The following is a 20,030-nucleotide window of genomic DNA, read 5'->3' on the forward strand; positions in this document are numbered from 1 at the left end:
TTAGGTAGGCAATGATGAAAATTAATTTTAAATATTTACCAAAAATCTTATTTTTTGCCTTGATTGTAAAACCTGTTGTTTTATTTCTATTAGGATTAAATATTCAAGGTAAACGTTCTTTGCCCACCAAATCTGCGGTGATTGCTGCTAATCATAATAGTCATTTAGATACACTGGTATTGATGAGTTTATTTCCTCTTTCTCAAATACATTTAGTCCGCCCTGTCGCAGCAGCGGATTATTTTTTAAAAAATCGCTATATGGCGTGGTTTGCGTTAAATTGCATTGGGATTATTCCCTTAGAGAGAAAAAGTCAGCAATATGATCAAATTTTTAAAGATTGTCATCAAGCACTGGATAACGGTGATATTTTGATTTTATTTCCTGAAGGCAGTCGTGGAGAACCTGAAAAAATAGGAACCATCAAGAAAGGATTATATTATTTATTGGAAGAGCGTCAGCACAATGTGAAAGTCTATCCTGTAATTTTGCGAGGTTTGGGCAATGCGTTACCACGAGGGGAAGCCTTATTTGTACCTTTTAATTGTGATGTAATTATTGGCGAACCTTTACCTCCTCAAAATAGTAGTGAACAGTTTGTCACAATACTGTTTGAGAGATATAATCAACTTGCAGAGAATTGCTTAACTAAATAAAAAGATCAATCAAACAAGCGGTAAGATGTTGATGAAAATTTGCAAATTTTTTACTTTATCTCACCGCTTGATTTCTATACGGATAAGGAAAAGATATGTCAAAAATAACTAAACAACAAATTTTAGATGCAGCTTTGTATCGCTGTGCAATTCGTGATTATGATCCCACTAAAAAAATTAGCGAAGAAGATTTTAACGTAATTTTAGAGTTAGCACGTTTATCACCAAGCTCAGTAGGCTCAGAGCCGTGGAAGTTTTTAGTAATACAAAACCCTGAACTTCGTCAACAACTCAAACCTGTGAGTTGGGGAATGAAAACACAGCTGGATAATGCGAGTCATTTGGTGTTTTTATTAGCCCATAAAAATATGCGTTATGACACTGATTTCTTCCGTCAAAAATTGCAAAGTCGTGGTTTAAGTGGTGAGAAACTAGAACAAAAATTACAAGATTACAAACGCTTTCAACAAAGTGATATAGATATTTTAGACAGTGAACGCACTTTATTTGATTGGGCGAGTAAACAAACTTATATTGCACTTGGCAATATGATGAATGGTGCAGCAATGATGGGTATTGACTCTTGCCCAGTTGAAGGAATGAATTATAAAGCGGTGACTGATATTTTAGTGGAAGCAGGATTATTTAATCCAAATGAGTACGGTGTTTCTGTGGCAGTGACTTTTGGTTATCGAAGTGATAAACCATTACCTGCAAAAAGCCGTAAAAAAATGGACGATATTGTGATTTGGGCTGAGTGAATTGAGAGGTAACAAGAATGGATAATTTAATTGCAGGAAACCTACGTTTTGAAAAAATGCAAGGCGTAGGCACAATGGATATTAATTTTGCCAAAGATAAGAATACTTATGTATTAATTGGTGAAAATGGAATAGGCAAAACGAAGTTTTTAGAAAGTTTATTTACGACTTTGCTACTTAGTAATCAGCAAGTATTAATAAAACAACCTTATATCTTAAATCAACGCCTACCTTTTAGCGGGGTGAAAATTAATGGGAAAGAATTTAAAAAAAATAATGATGAAGGGTTTTGCCCAACTAAAGAAGATTTTATGAATTTCATAATTAATCCATTTCCTATTGTTTACCTTTCAGCGTCTAATCGAAGTAATATTGATAGAGTTGACTCATCTGTTAAAAATATGGGGAGCAACCAAACTAGACGAGAAGAGTATTTAGAATATTTAATAGGTTGTTTTTCTTATAGAGAAAGTAAATTAAAAAATTTAAATATGAAAGTTAATTTGGAAGAATGGATTATCCAACGAGCCCAATCGTCCAATAAATATCAAACTAAAGAAGATAATCGAGAAATTGAAATACATACATTATTGACCTTATTAAATAAAATGGATAACCGTATTGACGGTTCGTTTTTAGAAATTTCAGGAGATAATCGAGTATTTATTAAAGTTGAAAATCAAAAACGAGAATTATCAGAATTATCCAGCGGTTTTACTGCTATTTTAAAGTTATTACAGGGAATTATTGCAGGTTATAGTTATTTCACTAATGAAACCCAAATTCAAAATGTTCGTGGATTTGTATTAATTGATGAAATTGAAAGCCATCTGCATAATGAGTGGCAAGTAAAAATAGTGCCATTATTAAAAACGTTATTCCCAAATACCACTTTTGTTATTACTACTCATTCATCGTTAGTGATTAGTCAGTTAGAGCAAGGTGAAGCTTACCGTTTAGAACGTGCTGATGATGGCGTTGTTTATGGCAAAGAGATTAAAAATCCAAATAAAATTACTTTTGTTGATTTAATGCAAAATGCGTTTAGTGTAGATTTAAATCAGTTAAAAATTGATCGAGAAAATCAATCTAATCAGGAGCAAGGCAAAGCAGCCTTATTAAATTTGATTAAAAATGAATTGGATAAGATGGAGAGTAAATAATGAAAGGATATTTATTAGATACTAATTTTTTAATTTATTTATCAAAAAATAATGATGATCCTGATAAACAAGAAATCTTAAAAGAGATGCAAAGTATTTTAGAAGATCCTTATTCAAAATTATTTACAACACCACTGATTTCTTATGAAGTTTTACGTGGCGTAGAGTGGCAAGACGAACAAAAGTTATCAGAACTAAAAGCAATCTTGAATAGTTTTGAAATGCTTGATGTAGAAAATGAAGTTTCAGAGCTTGCAGCAAATCTATACCGTTTTGATATGTATGAAAGTCAACAAAAAAGTGTAGATAGAAATTTTGATAAAAGACGCTTTGATACTTTTCATTTTGCAACAGCTAAAGTAAATCATTTAGAGATTTTATCAAAAGATAAAGATATGAAATCGCTTGATGATTTATATAGTAGAATGTAAAGAAATTAGTTTAAATTATTAAAGGAGGTGGTGATGTTATTTCTAGTCACAGGAGCAAGTGCAGGTTTTGGTGCAGAGATTAGTCGAGTATTGGTTTCAAAAGGGCATAGTGTTATTGGAACGGCAAGAAGAAAGGAAAAGCTGGTTCAATTACAAGAAGAGTTAGGAGATAAATTTTATCCACTTTGTTTTGATATTAGCTCAAAAGAAGAAACGAAAAATTCGATAAACTCACTACCAGAACATTTGCAACAAATTGATGTGTTAGTCAATAATGCTGGCTTAGGGCTTGGGTTAGAGCCTGCTCATTCCGCCTCTTTTGAAGATTGGGAAAAAATGATCAATACCAATGTGTTAGGACTTTGTTATATGACGCATTTAATTTTACCTCAAATGGTTGCTAGAAAATTTGGATTAATTATTAATATGGGGTCGATAGCAGGCACTTATCCATATCCGGGTGGTAATGTGTATGGTGCAACGAAAGCATTTACCAGACAATTTAGTTTAAATTTACGTGCTGATTTGGCGGGTACAGGTGTACGAGTGTGCAATATAGAACCAGGTTTATGTGGAGATACTGAATTTTCACATATACGCTTTAAAGGTGATACAGAAAAAGTCAATGCCCTCTATAACGATGTGGAATTTATCAAACCGATAGATATTGCCAATATTGTTTCTTGGGTCAGTGAACAGCCTCAACACGTGAATATTAATGCTATTGAAGTAATGCCAACAGCACAGTCGTTTTCTGCGTTGAATGTGGTTAAAAATAATTAATAAAAAAGATATAAAGATAATGAAAAAACTACTGGTGATTAGAAATGATAAATTAGGAGATTTTATGTTAGCGTGGCCGTCTTTTGCTATGTTAAAAAAATCAATGCCTAACACTAAATTAGTGGCGTTAGTACCACCTTATACGGCTAAAATGGCACAAATTTGCCCTTATTTAGATGATATTATTATTGATACAAAAGAGTTAACAGAAACGGTTAAAAAAGTGAAAGCAGAGCAGTTTGATGGGGTGATTAGTTTTGTTTCGGATATTTATAATGCAAAATTGGTATGGAAAGCCAACATTCCTTATCGTTTAGCCCCTGCAACAAAATTAATTCAATTTCTTTATAATCATCGTGTAACACAGCGTCGTTCACGTTCTGAAAAAGCAGAGTTTGAATATAATTTAGATCTAGTGCGTGCTTTTTTAACCAAGCATCACATTCAGATTATTGAGCCACAACGCCCTTTTTTACGTTTTGATAATACTTTACTCAAACAGCAAAAAGAGAAGCTATGTTTACAGCTTAATCTTGACCCAAATAAAAAATGGTTATTTGTACATTCGAGTACTGGCGGTTCTGCAAATAGTTTATCTCTCGAACAATACACCGAGTTAATAACAGCCATATTAAACCATCACGATTGCCAAGTGATTTTGACCGCAGGTCCGAATGAAAGTGACAGAGTGAATGCGTTAGCGGAATTAATTAATGATCAACGCGTTGTCGTATACGATAAAAATGAGGGAATGGTTGATTTTGCACAATCGTTAGCTTGTGCCGATTTGTTTATTTCAGGTTCAACAGGTCCTTTGCATATTAGTGGAGCATTAAATATTCCAACCATTGGCTTTTATCCAAGTCGTCGTAGTGCTTTACCCATTCGTTGGCAACCTACTAACGATCCTGCTTGTCATATTGCGTTTTGTCCACCTGCGACAAAAGAAACCGAGAGAGATTTGACGGTGATTTCAATAGAAAAAGCATTGAGAGAAATTCAGCCATTTATTGGCAGAATGTGGCAATAATTAATGAATATAGCGGTAATATTTTGATTAAAATTTGTATATAAATTACCGCTTGCTGAGTGAATGATAGATTTGTTATAATGAAATAGCCAAAAGTAGGACAAAAAACAATCAATCAATCGTTTTTTATATGATTTTTGTAAAAAGTGTGAACTTTGTCGTTTGACATAAATTGATATTTTTGCCATCATTTGCGTATTCAATGTTCTGTCATTTTAGAACTATTGATGTTAACTGGTTGTTTTAGACCTTAACAGAAACAACTTTTCAGTGAATTATTTAAATAATTTAAGGTGATTATTATGAAAAAAACTCTTGTAGCATTAACAGTTGCGGCTTTAACAGCAACTTCAGCTTCAGCATTAACAGTATTTGAAGAAAACGGATCAACAATTAAAGTTGGTGGTGCTGTTAAATTATCTGTTCAAAAAGAATCTTTATCTAAAGGTACTATTGCTAAGCGAGTTACCGAAGATGGTGCTAAAGCAGATGTTGGTAAAAAAACAAAAATGCGTAAACATGATGCTAAAATCAATGTTGAAGCAAAATATGCTTTCGGTGATGCTTATGCGTTAGGTTTCTATGAGTATGATTTCTTAGGTTCTACAGCGAAAAAAGCGTATGTAGGATTAGGAAATAATGCAGGACACCAAGTAACTTTCGGTCTTCAAAACACTTTTGCTGACAATGTTGGTGAATCTTCTTTTGATAATATCTGGGGTGTTCGCAAAAAATTCCTTTCAGGTGACGCGGATAACTCAATTGCTTACCGTTTCACTGGTTTAGAAAACTGGGAATTTGGTGCTGATTATGTATTAAAAACACAAGAATTTGCAGGTTATAACGCGGCGGGAGAAGTAGTATTTGAAGAAAACAAAGCAGCCTTTGATCTTGGTGCAAAATATAGTGCTAATGATTTAACTGTAGGTTTTGCTTATGGACATCAGAAAAAAACTAATGCCTTTGACTTAGGTTTAGCTTATCAAATGGATAACTTAACATTTGCATTTGATGTTGGTTATTTGAAAATGGATAAAACTAAAGCATACTATGTTTCTCCAGGTATGAAAGCAGCATTTGGTGATGCAGCAGTTTATGGTAACTATAACTACTACAAATCAAAAACAGGTGATGCTAAAACTAAAAAACATGGCTTTAACTTAGGTACTGAATACCAATTAGTTAAAAATGCGAAAGTATTTGCTGAGTTTAACTATGTAAAAGTTAAAGATGCTGATAAAGCTGATAAAGCTTTCGGCGTTGGTATGAAAGTTGAATGGTAATCTAATTACCTAGCAACTTAATTGCTAAAATAACCCCATAGGCTTAGGCTTATGGGGTTTTGTTTTTGTTTAACGATCCAATTGACTAAAGCACTTGCTCTACAAATTTTGCTAATTGTGCCTTTGGTAAAGCACCCACTTGCTGTGCAACAACTTCACCGTTTTTAAATAATAATAAAAATGGAATGCTACGTACACCAAATTGCATTGGAGTAGTTTTATTCTCATCAACATTCATTTTAACGATCTTAACTTTACCTGCAAATTCTTCTGATAGCTCTTCTAATACTGAACCAATCGCACGACAAGGTCCACACCAAGGTGCCCAAAAATCTAATAATACTGGAACTTCTGATTTTAAAACATCTTGTTCAAATGTTGCATCATTTGTTTGAATTAAATTACTCATAATTTTTCTTTCCTTATGTTAATAAATATAAAACATCTCTAAATTAAGATGTGTGGGGTACAAGATAAAATGTTCTCTGCAAAATTGCAATAGTTGTTAACTATTATATTGATTACTTTCTGTAATCATTTGCTTGTTGTAATAAAGTACTACTTTCTTTCAAAAACTGATCAGAATAATCACCAAACCATTGATGTACTTTTTCAAAAGCATCAACAAAACCTTGTTTATCTTGCGTTTCAAAATACTCAAAACACTGTTGAAAACTCTCTTCAAGAGACTTTATAACGATTAAATTCTCAGGCTTATCCGCAATGATATCTGCATATAATTCAGCATCTTGTGCAAATAGTCGCCCAATCATTGCTAATTCTAAACGGTAAATAGGCGAAGATAAGGCTAATAATTGGGATAATTTTATTGGTTGTTGTGATAAATGAAAACCTGCTACAAAAGTTGAAAAGTGGCGTAATGCTTGAATATATGTCATTGTATGATCGTGATCTTTTGCATCAATAAATTCAATTTTTGCACCCCAAATTTGTATTTGTTCTAACAACCATTGATAGCTTTCACTTAATCTACCGTCACAGCAAGCGATAACTTGTTTTGCAAAACTTGTAATATCACTTCCAAACATAGGGTGTAAACCAACCACTGCTCCATTATGAATTTCAAGCATTTTCTCTACAGGTTTTGCTTTTACGGATGTGAGATCAGCTAAAATCATATTTGACGTTAAATAAGGTTGTAATGCTTCAATCACATTAAGGGTATGTGCAATTGGCACAGAAACAATCACAACATCTGCATTCGCTAGTATTATTGTTGCATTATGCCAATCTTCTTTATCTAAAATCTCCACTTTATAACCAGAATAATCAAAATAACGAGCAAACAGTCCTCCCAATTTTCCTTTACCACCAACAATCACTATTTTTTTGATATTAGGATTAACTGTTTTAAAACCGTGATGGTGCTCATTAGCATAAGACTCTCGCATCAAACGACGCAATACATCTTCTATTAAGGTAGCAGGGACACCTTGTTTTTCAGCCTCAGTTCGACGAGCTAAAATCATTTGATCTTCACGCTCAGGATCATAAACGGGCAATCCATATTCTGATTTTATTTTACCTACGTCTTCCACAAGCTTTAAACGTTGTGAAAATAACTCAACTAATTGTTGATCAATATCATCAATTTTATTTCTAATTGGATCGAGTGGATTTATCATTTTATTTCTAAGATTTTAATCAATTTTTGTTTGACTTGCTCAACAGTTATTCTTTCCATTAGATTTTTACCCTTTGCTTTGGTAGCCCAAGGAAGTGCTGTCCAAGGTTTTCCATAACTTTCCAAAACTGCATCATCATAAATAGAAATCACTTTATCAAGATCATTATAAGGGCCTGTTCTTCTTGGATTATGTATTGCGTATAAACCAATAATAGGGGTATTTTGTGTTGTCGAAATATGAGCTGGACCAGAATCAGAAGATAATACGAGATCAACTTGTGAAATTAATGCAGTAAGTTGCTGTAAATTTGTTTTCCCTGCAAGATTAATACATTTAGGGGCTAATTCGTGAATTTTGGCAGCAGTATTTAATTCATATATTGCAGACGAACCTGCAAGAATAACATTCATTCCTTTTTCTATTAAATATTGCGTAATTTGAGCATAATTTTCAGGAGACCAATCTTTTTCTTTTTTACTAGAACAAGGGGCGATTAAAACATTTTTTGTTTTTTTATCTATAAATTGTGCAGTAAATTCAATGTCTATTGGTAAAATACCAAGATCCCAAGTGGGGGTTAAATCTGTAACTCCCAGAGCTTGTGCAAACATCATTTGACCATCTAATACGTGAGGGGAAGTGGTTTGTTTTACTTTACAATTTGTAAAAAATTGTTGCCCTTCTCTGGCTCTATCTTTATTAAACCCCATTTTTGTATTTGCTTTAATACCCAAAGATAAAATGGATGTTCTAAATGCAGTTTGCATATTTAGTAAAACATCAAATTTTTGTGTTTTTAATTGTTTCCACAAAGAAAAAAAACCTTTCCAGCCTTGCTGTTTGTCAAATGAAATCAGTGTAACATTAGGAATGTTTTTCATTAGTTTAGCTTCAGTCTTACCTATAATCCAACTAATTTTATAATCTGGGTAAGATCGCTGAATTGCCTGAATAACGGCTAATGTATGACAAACATCACCAATTGCAGATAACCTTAGAACACAAATAGAAAGGGGTTTATTCATTGTTTTACCTATAAAAAATCCACGTCGCAACGTGGATTTTATTGAATCTCTGTAAATTATTCCACCGTTAGAATACGAGTTGTATTGGTTGTGCCAGTTTTTTGTTCATCACCATGTGTTAATAACACAATATCACCACTCATTAAACTACCGCTCTCTTTTAACAATTGAATGGCTTTTCTCGCCCCTTCAATTGTACGACTATCTTCTTCAAATAGCACAGGAGTGACACCACGATATAATGCACAACGGCTTAATGCTTTGTCATTACGAGAAAGTGCAAAAATAGGTAATCCAGAACTAATTCGACTCATTAAACGAGCAGTATTGCCAGAACTTGTTAAAGCAATAATTGCTGAAACACCTTCCATATGATTGGCTGCATACATTGCTGACATTGCTACTGCTTCTTCTGAATCATCAAATGTACGATCTAAACGATGTTTAGAGTTATTTACATTTGGCATTTTTTCAGCACCAACACATACTTCAGCCATTGCTTTAACCGTTTCAGCTGGATATTGACCTGCTGCTGTTTCACCTGAAAGCATTACCGCATCGGTACCATCTAATACCGCATTTGCGACATCCATTACTTCAGCACGAGTTGGCATAGGGCTATTAATCATCGATTCCATCATTTGTGTTGCAGTAATAACAACACGATTTAATTGACGTGAACGCTTAATTAAACGTTTTTGAACACCTACTAATTCAGCATCACCAATTTCAACACCCAAATCTCCACGAGCAACCATCACCACATCAGAAGCATTAATAATATCATCCATTGCTTCTTGCGTTGCAACCGTTTCTGCACGCTCAACTTTTGCGACAATTTTTACATCATCTAAACCCGCTTCTTTAGCAAGTTCACGAGCATAATTTAAATCAGCACTTGAACGAGGGAAAGAAACAGCTAAATAGTCCACACCAATCTGTGCAGCAAGTTTTATATCTGCTTTATCTTTTTCAGTTAACGCATCCGCAGATAATCCACCACCTAATTTATTAATACCTTTATTATTTGAAAGCGGTCCACCAACAGTAACCTCTGTATGCACTTTTGCACCTTCGGTAGAAATTACTTTTAACTGAACTCGTCCATCATCTAATAATAAAATATCACCAGGAACGACATCTGATGGTAATTTTTTATAATCTAAGCCTATTGCGTGTTTTGTTCCTTCTCCTCTTGGAAGATCGGCATCTAACACAAACTTATCACCAATATTTAAGAAAACTTTTCCATCTTTAAATGTTGACACTCGAATTTTAGGTCCTTGTAAATCACCTAAGATTGCAATGTGTTTACCTAATTTTGCTGCAATTTCACGAACTTTATTTGCACGATCAATATGATCATCAGGTGTGCCGTGTGAGAAATTCATTCGAACCATATTTGCACCAGCCACAATGATTTTCTCTAAATTATTACCACGCTCAGTTGCAGGTCCCATTGTACAAACAATTTTGGTTCTTCTGATCTTTCTAAACATCTATTTACTCCATACTTTTATATAATTTATTTAAATTCTAAATTCTAAATTCTAAATTCTAAATTCTTTTTGTAGTTGCATCTACATAAAACGAGAGGCATTATACACCTAATTTTAATCAGTTTATAGATAAATAAGAGGAAAAATATGAATATTTGGATTATGCGACACGGTGAAGCTGCTTTTAACGCAACAATGGATAATCAACGTAGTTTAACTGAATATGGAAAAACAACCACTTTCCAACAAGGTCAATGGTTAGCTAAACGTTTAATTATTCAAAATGATCAATTAGATCATATCCTTGTTAGTCCTTATTTGCGAGCTCAACAAACTTGGCAAGAGGTACAAAAAGGATTTCAAGCGGTCACATCTGATCAACTTTTTACAAATGTTGAAACTTGGAATGGAATTACCCCTGCTGGACACCCTCAAACGGTACTGGATTATATGAGAGTACTACGTGAAAATAATGTAAAAAATTTACTTATTGTCTCTCATTTACCACTGGTCTATGAACTCGTATCAACCCTAACACAACACCAATCCTCTGTTCATTTTTATCCTGCTGTTATTGCAGAAATTGATTGGACAATTGATTGTGGGAAATTGATTACATCAGAAAGACCATAAACTATTTAATTAAACTGTTCAAGATTGACTCATACTAAGGCAAGACAGTACTTGAAATCTAATAAAAAAATGAATTACATTATTTAGACGTAAATACAGCTAGACGCAAATACAGCGGGTAGATCAAATCAAAAATTTACAAATTTAATTTTTTATAGATAGGGCATATGCTCTATCTATGTAATATTTTTATAGTCTCTTATTCTCCAACCTATCTTCTCTTTTTTCTAAAAAATAAAGACTGACTCTTTTGATGCCTATATATTCTATAAAGTTAATTCAAACAAATTTGCGTTATCACCATTATTCATAGATTTTAAATTCCATCAAGTGTTCTAAATTCAAAACAAATCATTTGGTTTCATAGTTTTCTTTCCTTTAACACTTATTCATATCTATTTACAACTAAACACATCAAGATCTTGGAATTTGAAAATATCTCCAATCATAAAAATCAAATGCTGTCAATTGAAATATATTTATGCGAACTGTAATTTATCTCCTAAAGTTGTTATATTTTTTATATATCTAAATTTATAAAAATACACTTTTTATATGGTAATTTTAATATCTTCTTCAAGGTAAATTTTAATAATTATATAGTATAGGAAAATAATATTTTTTTTACAAAAGTATAAGTTTTAGTATAGCTTTTTTAAGAACTAAAAAGCCCTTTTGTTGTATAATCCAATGCCCTTCATTCTTAAATTGAGGGTATTTATGCTAGTTATAAAAAGAGCATTACAAAGAGATTTAATAACAAGGTTATTTTAATGATTAACAATACAAAAAAAATATTAACAACGAAAGATATCCAACTGATGAAACCTGGAGATAAAGATATAATTGATACTGGTGAAAACTCTGGATTAAGAGTAGTTTGTGGTAAAACAGGCAGAAAAACATTTATTTATCGTTATAGAAGTCCTATTTCCTATGAAAAAAAACTTCTCCAAATTAAAATTGGTGTTTTTCCAAAAACAAGTCTAAATGATGCAAGGCAAAAACTACAAGACTTAAAACATATTCGCTCACTTGGACGTTGCCCTACAACCGAGTATAAGCAATCTAAAAAAGAACAAGAAGAAAGGCAAAAAGATGCTTGTTTTTCTGTTAAAGAAATGATTGATCTTTATTTACAGCAATATATTGAAGATCACTATAGTGATAATGGTACATTTATTGCAGGTAGACGTAAGCTTAAAGGACAAAAAGAAACACGAAGAACACTATATTATGATATTGTAAAGCCTCTTGGAAAGAGAGTTGCTTCTTCACTAACAAGAAAGGAAATAACGAAACACATACAAAATATTGTTGATGAAAGAGGAGCTAGAGTACAGGCAGGACGTGTATTAAACGAATTAAATTTAGCTTATAAATTTGCTATCAGTTTAAATAAATTTCCAGAAACTTTTATCAATCCAGCATTTTCCGCCAAAGAAACACTAAAAATGTCTACAATTAAATTGACTGGAAATAAAGCAACTAGAACATTTAGTGAAAAAGAAATTAAGCTCTTTATGAAATGGCTCCCTCAATCTAGTTTTAGTCAAAAAATTCAAAATGTTTTTTTATTAACCTTATTCACTGGTTGTAGAACGGGAGAGATATGTGCTATTGCTTGGAATGATGTTGATTTAAAAAAGAAAACTATTTTTCTAAAAGAAACCAAAACAGGAACATCAAGATATGTACAACTATCTTCTCAAGCAATAATATTGCTAAAATCAATAGATAATTCAGGTAAATATGTTTTTCAAATAAAAAGAAAAGAAGAACCAATGAACCAAAAATATTTAACCGAGTGCACTTGGAGTCTCAGAAGAAGAGGGCTAATGATAGATCTTGAACATTGGTCACCACACGATTTAAGAAGAACTGTTCGTACAGGATTGGCCCGATTAGGTTGCCCAAATGATGTTGGTGAGGCTATTTTAGGTCACTCTAAAAAAGGAATAGAAGGAACTTATAATCTGCATACTTACGATAAAGAGTGTAAAAAATGGCTACAAACTTGGGGAAATTATTTAGATAAATTAATTACGTAACATCAATATTTAGTTAAACCAAGTATAGCTTTTAGTATAAGTTTTTTATATTAACACCATACTAACTATGTAATAGCAATGAATAAAGCCTAATGTATCAACAGTCACTGAAAACGATGCAGATGCAGACGGTACTCCTGAAGTGATAAAAACCGAGTTAGATACGGATGGAGATGGTAAAGTTGATACCGTCACAGTCGCTAAGGATTTGGATGACGATGGAACTGTTGATATCAGTAGAACTACTGTTGATATGGATGGCAACGATACACCTGAAAAAGTAATTGTGACCACAAAAGATGCCATTACAGGTGAAATCGTTGAAACCACCAATATTGATAAAAACCAAGACGGTAAACCTGACAGAACCATTATTTCAGTCGATAAAGACCATGATGGTACCTTTGAAACCGTGACTGAATCTACCACTGAAAGAGATGGAACCAAAATCACCAAAGAGTTTATTAACACAGATGATGAAGGTGCTCTTGATGAAGTAGTTGTTACTATTGAACATCCAAACAAAACAGTGACAACAGAAACAGGTAAAATCACTGAAGGTAAAGATGGCAATCTAGTTATCGACTATGACGTAGATAAATACTCGAATGGAAAAGCCATCAGTGGTAGAACCGATACGTTAGATAAAGACGGTAATGTGCTTAAATCAGAATACGATGTGAATAATGATGGTACAACGGACAGCATTACTACACGTGAGTTTGATAAACTCGGTAATAACACGGTTGAGAGCATTGATAAAAATGCAGACGGTAAAACTGAAGTCATTAAAACTAACAAATTCGATGAGCAGGGTAATGCAATTAAAACGGATGTTGATTTAAATGCGGATGGAAAAACAGACCAAATTATTACTCGTGAATTTGATGAAAAAGGCAATGCGACTAAAGTATCAACAGACCTTGATGCTGACGGTACACCAGATAAATCGACTACCAATGAATTTAATGAGAAAAATCAACTTGTGAAATCAAGCAATGATTTAAACAATGACGGCACACCTGATAATATCACTGAAAATGAGTATGATATTTATGGAAACCGAATTAAAGCAGAAAGTGATACAGATACTGATGGAGTAATAGATAAAATCACTGCTTGTGAATTTGATGAAAAAGGACATCTCATTAAATTATCTACTGACCGTAATGCTGATGGTATAGTAGATAGTGTTAATACCTATGACTATAATGATTATGGCTATAGAATTAAAGTTGAGATGGATAATAATGGTGATGGAATTATAGATAGAACCTTCAATTATAAGTATAATGATAAAGGGCAGGTTATTGTGAGAACCTATGATGAGCATGATGATAATGTTATTGACGAATATCAGTATCTAAAATATGATGATATGGGGAATAGAATTCAAGAAGATTATGATTATGACCATGATGGTAATATTGATAGAATCCATTATCTTGAATATAAAGATACTCAAATGCTAACTAAAGTTAGTGTTGATCTGAATAATGATGGTACGATTGATCATTACAATGATTGGATTTATAACGATAAACATCTCTTACAAATAAGAGAATTTCATCAATCTGGTGATAATAATATTCAAAAGTTGTATCTTTATGATGATTATAAAATGTCAAGTGATGGTCATCTTGCAGCTCTTAAACAGATTGGATGGTTAGACGATGATGTCTCGCTTACTATTTCTGATGAAAGCTTAAATACAGTAACTGGTCATAAATTGACCTTGGTTAGTTCTAGGTTCAACTCTGAATTGATATTAGAAGGTAATTTCACAAAAGCATCTGAAACAGAAAAATACAGTGGTCAAGACTATGTGAAATACACAGATGAGGCTGGAAATACGTTAATAGTAGACCCTGATATCACGGTAGATATTATCTAGTTTAATAACACCAAATTCACCTTAAACAAGCGGTAAGATGTTGATCATATTTTGCAACTTTGTTTAAGGTTGAAGTAGGAAATTAAAAACCTGTATTGCTTTGGCAATACAGGTTTTTTTATTATATATCAAAAGATTGCAAAATTTTATTCGCCACAAATATCCAGAGCTTGTTTAACTAAACTATCACTAATACGATAACCATGAGTATTTAGCTGTTCCAATAACGGACGAATAGATGAAATTTGTTTTTCTTTTTTCAGTTTGATAAGAATCGCAATTGTACCAGTAATTTTTATATTGCGATGTTGGGCTACACGACGTCCTTTGCGTTCATCAATAAGAGCAATAGCATTGTACTGCTGAGCAATAGATAACGCCTCAGCCTCGCCTAAATCAAGTAGTTGAGAAAGATGAGAGAATATTTGAGTGCGCTTAGCCAGGGCAACCGCGTACTTTGTCTATAAATTAATCACACACACCAAAAATAAGCTCAGACCTCATTTCATCAGACCAGCCAGCTGATTTCAGCTTGCTTTTCATACTATTTTTAGCTGGATGTAGTCGTGCTAAATTAAGCCCTAAACGCCTAATTATTGCCATATTTTCAACGCCATCCCCCAAATAAATCGTACTATCATCTTCTTTAAAAACAACATCAAGTACCCAATGCGCTTTATTTTCAACTTCCCAATGACCCCTAATATATTTCGCAAAGTCTTCGCAAGGAACATCTAAGCTACTGATATAAAATACTTTTTCTTCACTTTTCTTGCCATTGTCTTCTCTTATCCTATGAACTTGAATAAGGCTTTTAATTCCTGTCCAACCTTGAGATTCCAAAAGCCAATCACTTATTGGTAATTTTGAATAATACCGTTGATCTATTCGACTTCTTTCACAGTTAACTTCTTGAAACTTATCTATTTTTATTGATTTTTCTCGCACTACTTTATGAAAATAACTTTCTATTTCGTTTCTAAATTTCTTATGATTATTTTTCAATGGCATCACATAATCACTCTTCTTTTTCTATGATTTTCTTCGTTATTTTCTTTTGCGTATTCATCGCATCTACCGTAATGACGGCTTGATTTAGCTCTAAAATATCTATCATTTCTAGAATGCTTTCATTCTCATTTTTCTTACCTTTGGACTTATTTTGAGCTAAAATTAATCCTCTTGAACAACTCCAAGCCGTAATACTATGTAGCGCATTATGAGGCTCTAAATGTGAACTGTTTTTTAATGTTTTACCATCTATTGCAATACACTCTTTGCCTTGTGATTTTCGTATCTCATTGATAAAATTAATAAAAATATAATTTAATTTCTCAGGATTTATCCGTCTTACAATACGAGCAATCGTATCATCAACAGGAATACCATTTTCAAAATCTCGGTATTTTCGTAACCATTTTATATTCAATTTACCAAACTGATGAATTTCACTCCATCCTTCTGCACCTGATATTACCGCACTTACGACAAGAAAAATAACATCTAAGAAGTCATGTTTTTTGTTTATATCTTTGCGAGGGTCTTCCAAATCTTTAAAAGCTGATAATATATTCATTTTTACACCTATTTGTTATTGAATAATAGGTGCTATTAGATCATATTTTTAAGAAAAGTGCGATCTTGCCCTGTGCGCTTAGCATAACAAGGGGTTAGCAGACCTTGTTCCATTGCAGACACAATATTATTTACACCTGCCTTTGTTTTGTCGTGAGTTGCTTCTGTAAGTACTGCATTGGGGATGTAAACTCGATCAAACAATGTTGCCATTTTAGGTATAAGATCGAGAATAGACAAAGCGATGAGAGGTCCTGTGTCTGCAACAATAATATGAGACATTACTCTAAACCCAATGTTTTTAAATCATTTTGTAATTCTTCTTGTGATTGCTCAACTACAGTAACACCGCAATCATTAAGACACAATAAAAAATCTTGCACTGACATTTTGGCAATTTTTGCAGCTTTTGTTAAGGTAATCTGCCCTTGTTCAAACAAAGAAACAGCCATACTGATATGTACCCCATTATCTAACAACCCTTGAGTAAAAGGGATAGACAACGACATTGGTTGATTGCGATTAGTCAATAAAACATATTCGCCTAAACTTGCACACTGATTGAGTATGCTTGGGTTTTCTCTTAAACTTCTGATACCTACCGTTTTCATAACATTACCTCACTATTTATGTTCCACAAAATGATAGCACAACAAATTAAAAACATCACGTTTCAAATCATAAAATAATAGGTAAGATTTTTGAAAAATTTGTATGATTTATTTTTTGGCTCTATTCTTCAAACAGTGTAAATTCAAAGCAAAAAACCTGTATCGCCAAAAACAATACAGGTTTTTTATCATCTTAAATTTTTGAATACTAATTATATTTAGAATTGCTACTGTAATGCCCAAATGCTGTCAGTAAAATCACAATAGTTTTATCTTCTAAAATTTCGTAAACAAGTCGGTGTTCTCGGTCAATCCTGCGAGAATATATTTCACGAGTACTATAGTATTTTAAACGTTCGGGCTTTCCTATGCCTGTACGTGGATTTTGTTTTGTATCAATAAGTAAATTATCTATTTTTCGTAGTAATTTCTTATTGGTTTTTTCTATTTTATCTAAATCAGCATTAAATTTATCCGTTACTTTTAGCTGATACATATTTTAACTCCGCAGACGAGTAAATAGTTCATCTTCACTTATATTCAATATTGGCGATTGCAATGCCTTATCAATATGAGCATAAAAATCAGCATCATAATTATCGGTTGAACCATTGTTTAAATAACTTTTCATTAGTTCTCGAAGAACCACGCTGACAGGGATATCCTGACTTTGGCACTTTGATGCAAAGCTATTCCGCAATTGCTCATCCACTCTAAAATGCATTCCTACTTTACTCATTTTTTCTCTCACTTTATATTAAAATAGATCAAATTGTGTATCACAGTTGTATCATATATCTATAATTTATTTATGTCAAATTCACAATAAATCTAGCCACTAAAATTCTCTGTTTTACCTAGTTTTTCGAAAAATATGGTTACCTAATTCACTAATGCAAAAAACCTGTATTGTCAAAAACAATACAGGTTTTAAATTTTCTTATTCAACCTCAAATAAACTTGCAAATTTTTGGAAAAATCTTACCGCTTGTTTAAGGTGAACTTAGTATCATCTAGATAATATCTACTGTGATATCAGGGTCTACGATTAACGCATTTCCAGCCTCATCCGTGTATTTAACATAGTCTTGACCACCATGACTTTCCGTTTCAGTGGTTTTGGTGAAGTTGCCGTCTAGGTGTAGTTGATCACCTGACTTCTTACTATTTACAATCACTTTATGACTGTTATCGTCAGTGGCGATTTTGTCTAAGATTTTATCAGATATAGTAAGTTCAATATTGTCCTCTTCAAAATAGATTTTTTGGACTCCTGCTAAATTATCTGGGGTTTGAATGTTACAAGTTTTACGAACATCTACCCAATTTACAGTTCCATTAGCATCAGAATCATTCATTACTAGAACTCTATCATCCATATCATCAAATTGAGTAGTGATTACTAGATCAACCTTGTCATCACCATTATAATCATTAGTGACTTTTATTGCATTGTCACGATTGTCGTATTCGTAAATAGTAATTCTGTCAATGATATCATCATTGCCTTTATCTACACGAGATTCAATAATTCGATCCTTATCATCTCGTACATAAGAATAAACATCATCTATTGTACCGTTATTATCATTATCATCAGATATTTTAATATAGCTACCTTTAGCATTACGCTCATAAGTGCTATAACCATCTACGTTTCCATCTGCATTCAGATCCTTGGAAAATTTAATAAGACGACCTTGATCATCGTACTCTCTTAAATAGATTTTATCAATAGTACCATCATTATCATCGTCATATGACCATTTAACTGATTGACCACTACTATCATACTCTCGAGTTTGAACTGTATCAATTTCACCATCATTATTGATATCTGATGAAATTTTAATGAACTGCCCTTTATCATTATATTTACAATATTCAACCTCATCAATCTCACCATCAGCATTTTTATCATAGTTAATTTTAACTATTTGTCCCTTCATATCATGTTTATAGGTTTCAATAGCATCTACTTCACCATCATTATCTTTGTCAATATTAGTTCTGGTTTTATTCCCTTTATTATCAAACTCATAATTAGTTGAACTATCAGCTTTTCCATCTGCATTTTTATCATAGCTCATCTTAATTTGATTACCTTTTTCATCAAATTGATAAGTTTTCATGGCATCAATCTTACCATCATTATGATAATCATAATTTTGTTTAACTAAATTTCCTTTATCATCATACTCTCGGGTCTCAGAACTATTAACTTTTCCATCTGCGTCTCTATCAAACTCAACTTTAACAATTTGACCTTTATCATTACGCTCATAAGTATTAATCGCATCGATTTGACCATCATTATTTTTGTCAAAATTTTCTTTAACTACATTACCTTTATCATTAAACTCGCGTGTTACAGAGCTATCGGTTTTACCATCCGCATCTAGGTCAGTTTCTGTTTTTACTCTATTACCGTCTTCATCAAACGTGTTTGTATCAATTTTGTCAGCACTGCCATCTGCATCTAAATCAGTAGATACTTTAGTTACATTACTTTTATCATCAAATTCACGTGTAATGATTTGATCTGTAATACCGTCATTATCAAGATCAATTTCTGATTTAACAATGTTACCATCAGAGTTTAATGTATCAGTACGCCCACTAATAGCATTACCATCACTATATTTATCTACTTCATAGACAATAGTATCTGAACCATTATAGTTATGAGTAATAACCCCTGTTTCCGTTGTAGTAACACCGTTAGGTTTTTCAATAGTATTGACAACAGTATCTTGTTTTCCATCATCATTGCTATCAGTATGAACTGTAGTAATTACTGTGCCATCTCTCTCTGTAATCACTTCTGTTGTAGTGTCCGCAATACCATCTCCATCCTTGTCTAGTTCAGTGACTGTTGATACAGCGGAGGATAGGTTGTAACATATTGATTTAATTGCATTTTATTTAAAGCTTAAAATTAACTGTAAGTCCCTTTTCTCTCTCTAAAATGACACTATTTTGGGAG

At 32.7% G+C, this 20,030-nt stretch carries 20 protein-coding genes and 1 pseudogene; 10 read left to right on the forward strand and 11 right to left on the reverse strand.

Features of this window, described 5'->3' with window-relative positions; genetic code table 11:
* The first annotated feature begins 11 nt into the window (after positions 1-11).
* The 7 genes from U9966_RS03965 (at position 12) to U9966_RS03995 (ending at position 6,107) form a co-directional block, all read left to right on the forward strand.
* Positions 12-656 (forward strand): lysophospholipid acyltransferase family protein, encoded by a 645-nt coding sequence (locus U9966_RS03965; RefSeq protein ID WP_306346195.1) that lies wholly within the window; start codon positions 12-14, stop codon positions 654-656.
* A gap of 95 nt (positions 657-751) precedes the next feature.
* Positions 752-1,417 (forward strand): NAD(P)H-dependent oxidoreductase, encoded by a 666-nt coding sequence (locus U9966_RS03970; protein WP_306346194.1) that lies wholly within the window; start codon positions 752-754, stop codon positions 1,415-1,417.
* A gap of 17 nt (positions 1,418-1,434) precedes the next feature.
* Positions 1,435-2,580, forward strand: coding sequence for an AAA family ATPase (locus U9966_RS03975; RefSeq protein ID WP_306346193.1), 1,146 nt, complete (start codon positions 1,435-1,437; stop codon positions 2,578-2,580).
* Positions 2,580-3,011, forward strand: coding sequence for a type II toxin-antitoxin system VapC family toxin (locus U9966_RS03980; RefSeq protein ID WP_306346192.1), 432 nt, complete (start codon positions 2,580-2,582; stop codon positions 3,009-3,011). The genes U9966_RS03975 and U9966_RS03980 overlap by 1 nt, the downstream gene beginning before the upstream one ends.
* 33 nt (positions 3,012-3,044) lie before the next feature.
* Entirely contained in the window at positions 3,045-3,794 is a 750-nt protein-coding gene (locus U9966_RS03985) for an SDR family NAD(P)-dependent oxidoreductase (RefSeq protein WP_306346191.1), read from the forward strand.
* A 19-nt stretch (positions 3,795-3,813) separates the two neighbouring features.
* Positions 3,814-4,824 carry a glycosyltransferase family 9 protein gene (locus U9966_RS03990; RefSeq protein ID WP_306346190.1) on the forward strand — a complete coding sequence of 337 codons (1,011 nt, stop codon included), beginning with the start codon at positions 3,814-3,816 and terminating at the stop codon, positions 4,822-4,824.
* Positions 4,825-5,126: 302 nt separating this feature from the next.
* Positions 5,127-6,107, forward strand: coding sequence for a porin (locus U9966_RS03995; protein ID WP_306346189.1), 981 nt, complete (start codon positions 5,127-5,129; stop codon positions 6,105-6,107).
* Between the two features lie 85 nt (positions 6,108-6,192).
* Here U9966_RS03995 and trxA read toward each other — a convergent pair whose 3' ends face one another.
* The 4 genes from trxA to pyk all read right to left on the reverse strand — a co-directional run bounded on the left by trxA (position 6,193) and on the right by pyk (position 10,280).
* Positions 6,193-6,516, reverse strand: a complete 324-nt coding sequence (trxA, locus tag U9966_RS04000; protein ID WP_306346188.1) for a thioredoxin — start codon at positions 6,514-6,516, stop codon at positions 6,193-6,195.
* A gap of 112 nt (positions 6,517-6,628) precedes the next feature.
* The gene (gene tyrA / locus U9966_RS04005; protein WP_306346344.1) at positions 6,629-7,750 is read right to left on the reverse strand and encodes a bifunctional chorismate mutase/prephenate dehydrogenase; all 1,122 of its coding nucleotides are present in this window, start codon (positions 7,748-7,750) and stop codon (positions 6,629-6,631) included.
* Positions 7,750-8,781, reverse strand: coding sequence for a glycosyltransferase family 9 protein (locus tag U9966_RS04010; protein ID WP_306346187.1), 1,032 nt, complete (start codon positions 8,779-8,781; stop codon positions 7,750-7,752). The genes tyrA and U9966_RS04010 overlap by 1 nt, the downstream gene beginning before the upstream one ends.
* A 56-nt stretch (positions 8,782-8,837) precedes the next feature.
* A complete protein-coding gene (gene pyk / locus U9966_RS04015) occupies positions 8,838-10,280 on the reverse strand; it encodes a pyruvate kinase (protein WP_211598008.1) in 1,443 nt (480 codons plus the stop codon).
* A gap of 147 nt (positions 10,281-10,427) precedes the next feature.
* Between pyk and sixA the strand changes: the two genes are divergently transcribed.
* The 3 genes from sixA (at position 10,428) to U9966_RS04030 (ending at position 14,858) form a co-directional block, all read left to right on the forward strand.
* The gene (gene sixA / locus U9966_RS04020; RefSeq protein ID WP_306346186.1) at positions 10,428-10,913 is read left to right on the forward strand and encodes a phosphohistidine phosphatase SixA; all 486 of its coding nucleotides are present in this window, start codon (positions 10,428-10,430) and stop codon (positions 10,911-10,913) included.
* 773 nt (positions 10,914-11,686) lie between these two features.
* Positions 11,687-12,964 (forward strand): tyrosine-type recombinase/integrase, encoded by a 1,278-nt coding sequence (locus tag U9966_RS04025; protein ID WP_306346185.1) that lies wholly within the window; start codon positions 11,687-11,689, stop codon positions 12,962-12,964.
* Positions 12,965-13,106: 142 nt separating this feature from the next.
* On the forward strand, positions 13,107-14,858 hold the full coding sequence (locus U9966_RS04030; protein ID WP_306349296.1) for a hypothetical protein: 1,752 nt from the start codon (positions 13,107-13,109) through the stop codon (positions 14,856-14,858).
* Between the two features lie 146 nt (positions 14,859-15,004).
* On the opposite strand, the gene U9966_RS10225 is transcribed toward U9966_RS04030, so the two are convergent.
* The 7 genes and pseudogenes from U9966_RS10225 to U9966_RS04060 form a co-directional block, all read right to left on the reverse strand.
* Entirely contained in the window at positions 15,005-15,301 is a 297-nt protein-coding gene (locus tag U9966_RS10225) for a PIN domain-containing protein (protein WP_407675199.1), read from the reverse strand.
* A 25-nt stretch (positions 15,302-15,326) separates the two neighbouring features.
* Positions 15,327-16,434 (reverse strand): annotated as a pseudogene (locus U9966_RS04035) (ISAs1 family transposase).
* 35 nt (positions 16,435-16,469) lie between these two features.
* On the reverse strand, positions 16,470-16,715 hold the full coding sequence (locus U9966_RS04040) for a PIN domain-containing protein (RefSeq protein ID WP_306347861.1): 246 nt from the start codon (positions 16,713-16,715) through the stop codon (positions 16,470-16,472).
* Positions 16,715-17,044, reverse strand: a complete 330-nt coding sequence (locus U9966_RS04045) for a UPF0175 family protein (RefSeq protein WP_306347860.1) — start codon at positions 17,042-17,044, stop codon at positions 16,715-16,717. The genes U9966_RS04040 and U9966_RS04045 overlap by 1 nt, the downstream gene beginning before the upstream one ends.
* Positions 17,045-17,252: 208 nt before the next feature.
* Complete coding sequence (locus U9966_RS04050) at positions 17,253-17,540, reverse strand: Txe/YoeB family addiction module toxin (RefSeq protein WP_306347926.1); 288 nt, start codon at positions 17,538-17,540, stop codon at positions 17,253-17,255.
* 3 nt (positions 17,541-17,543) lie between these two features.
* Positions 17,544-17,783, reverse strand: coding sequence for a hypothetical protein (locus tag U9966_RS04055; RefSeq protein ID WP_306354361.1), 240 nt, complete (start codon positions 17,781-17,783; stop codon positions 17,544-17,546).
* Positions 17,784-18,057: 274 nt separating this feature from the next.
* Positions 18,058-19,866, reverse strand: coding sequence for a hypothetical protein (locus tag U9966_RS04060; protein WP_306347927.1), 1,809 nt, complete (start codon positions 19,864-19,866; stop codon positions 18,058-18,060).
* Positions 19,867-20,030: the final 164 nt, after the last annotated feature.

This window comes from Pasteurella atlantica, assembly GCF_963693435.1.
In the GTDB taxonomy this organism is placed as follows: Bacteria; Pseudomonadota; Gammaproteobacteria; order Enterobacterales; family Pasteurellaceae; genus Phocoenobacter; species Phocoenobacter atlanticus.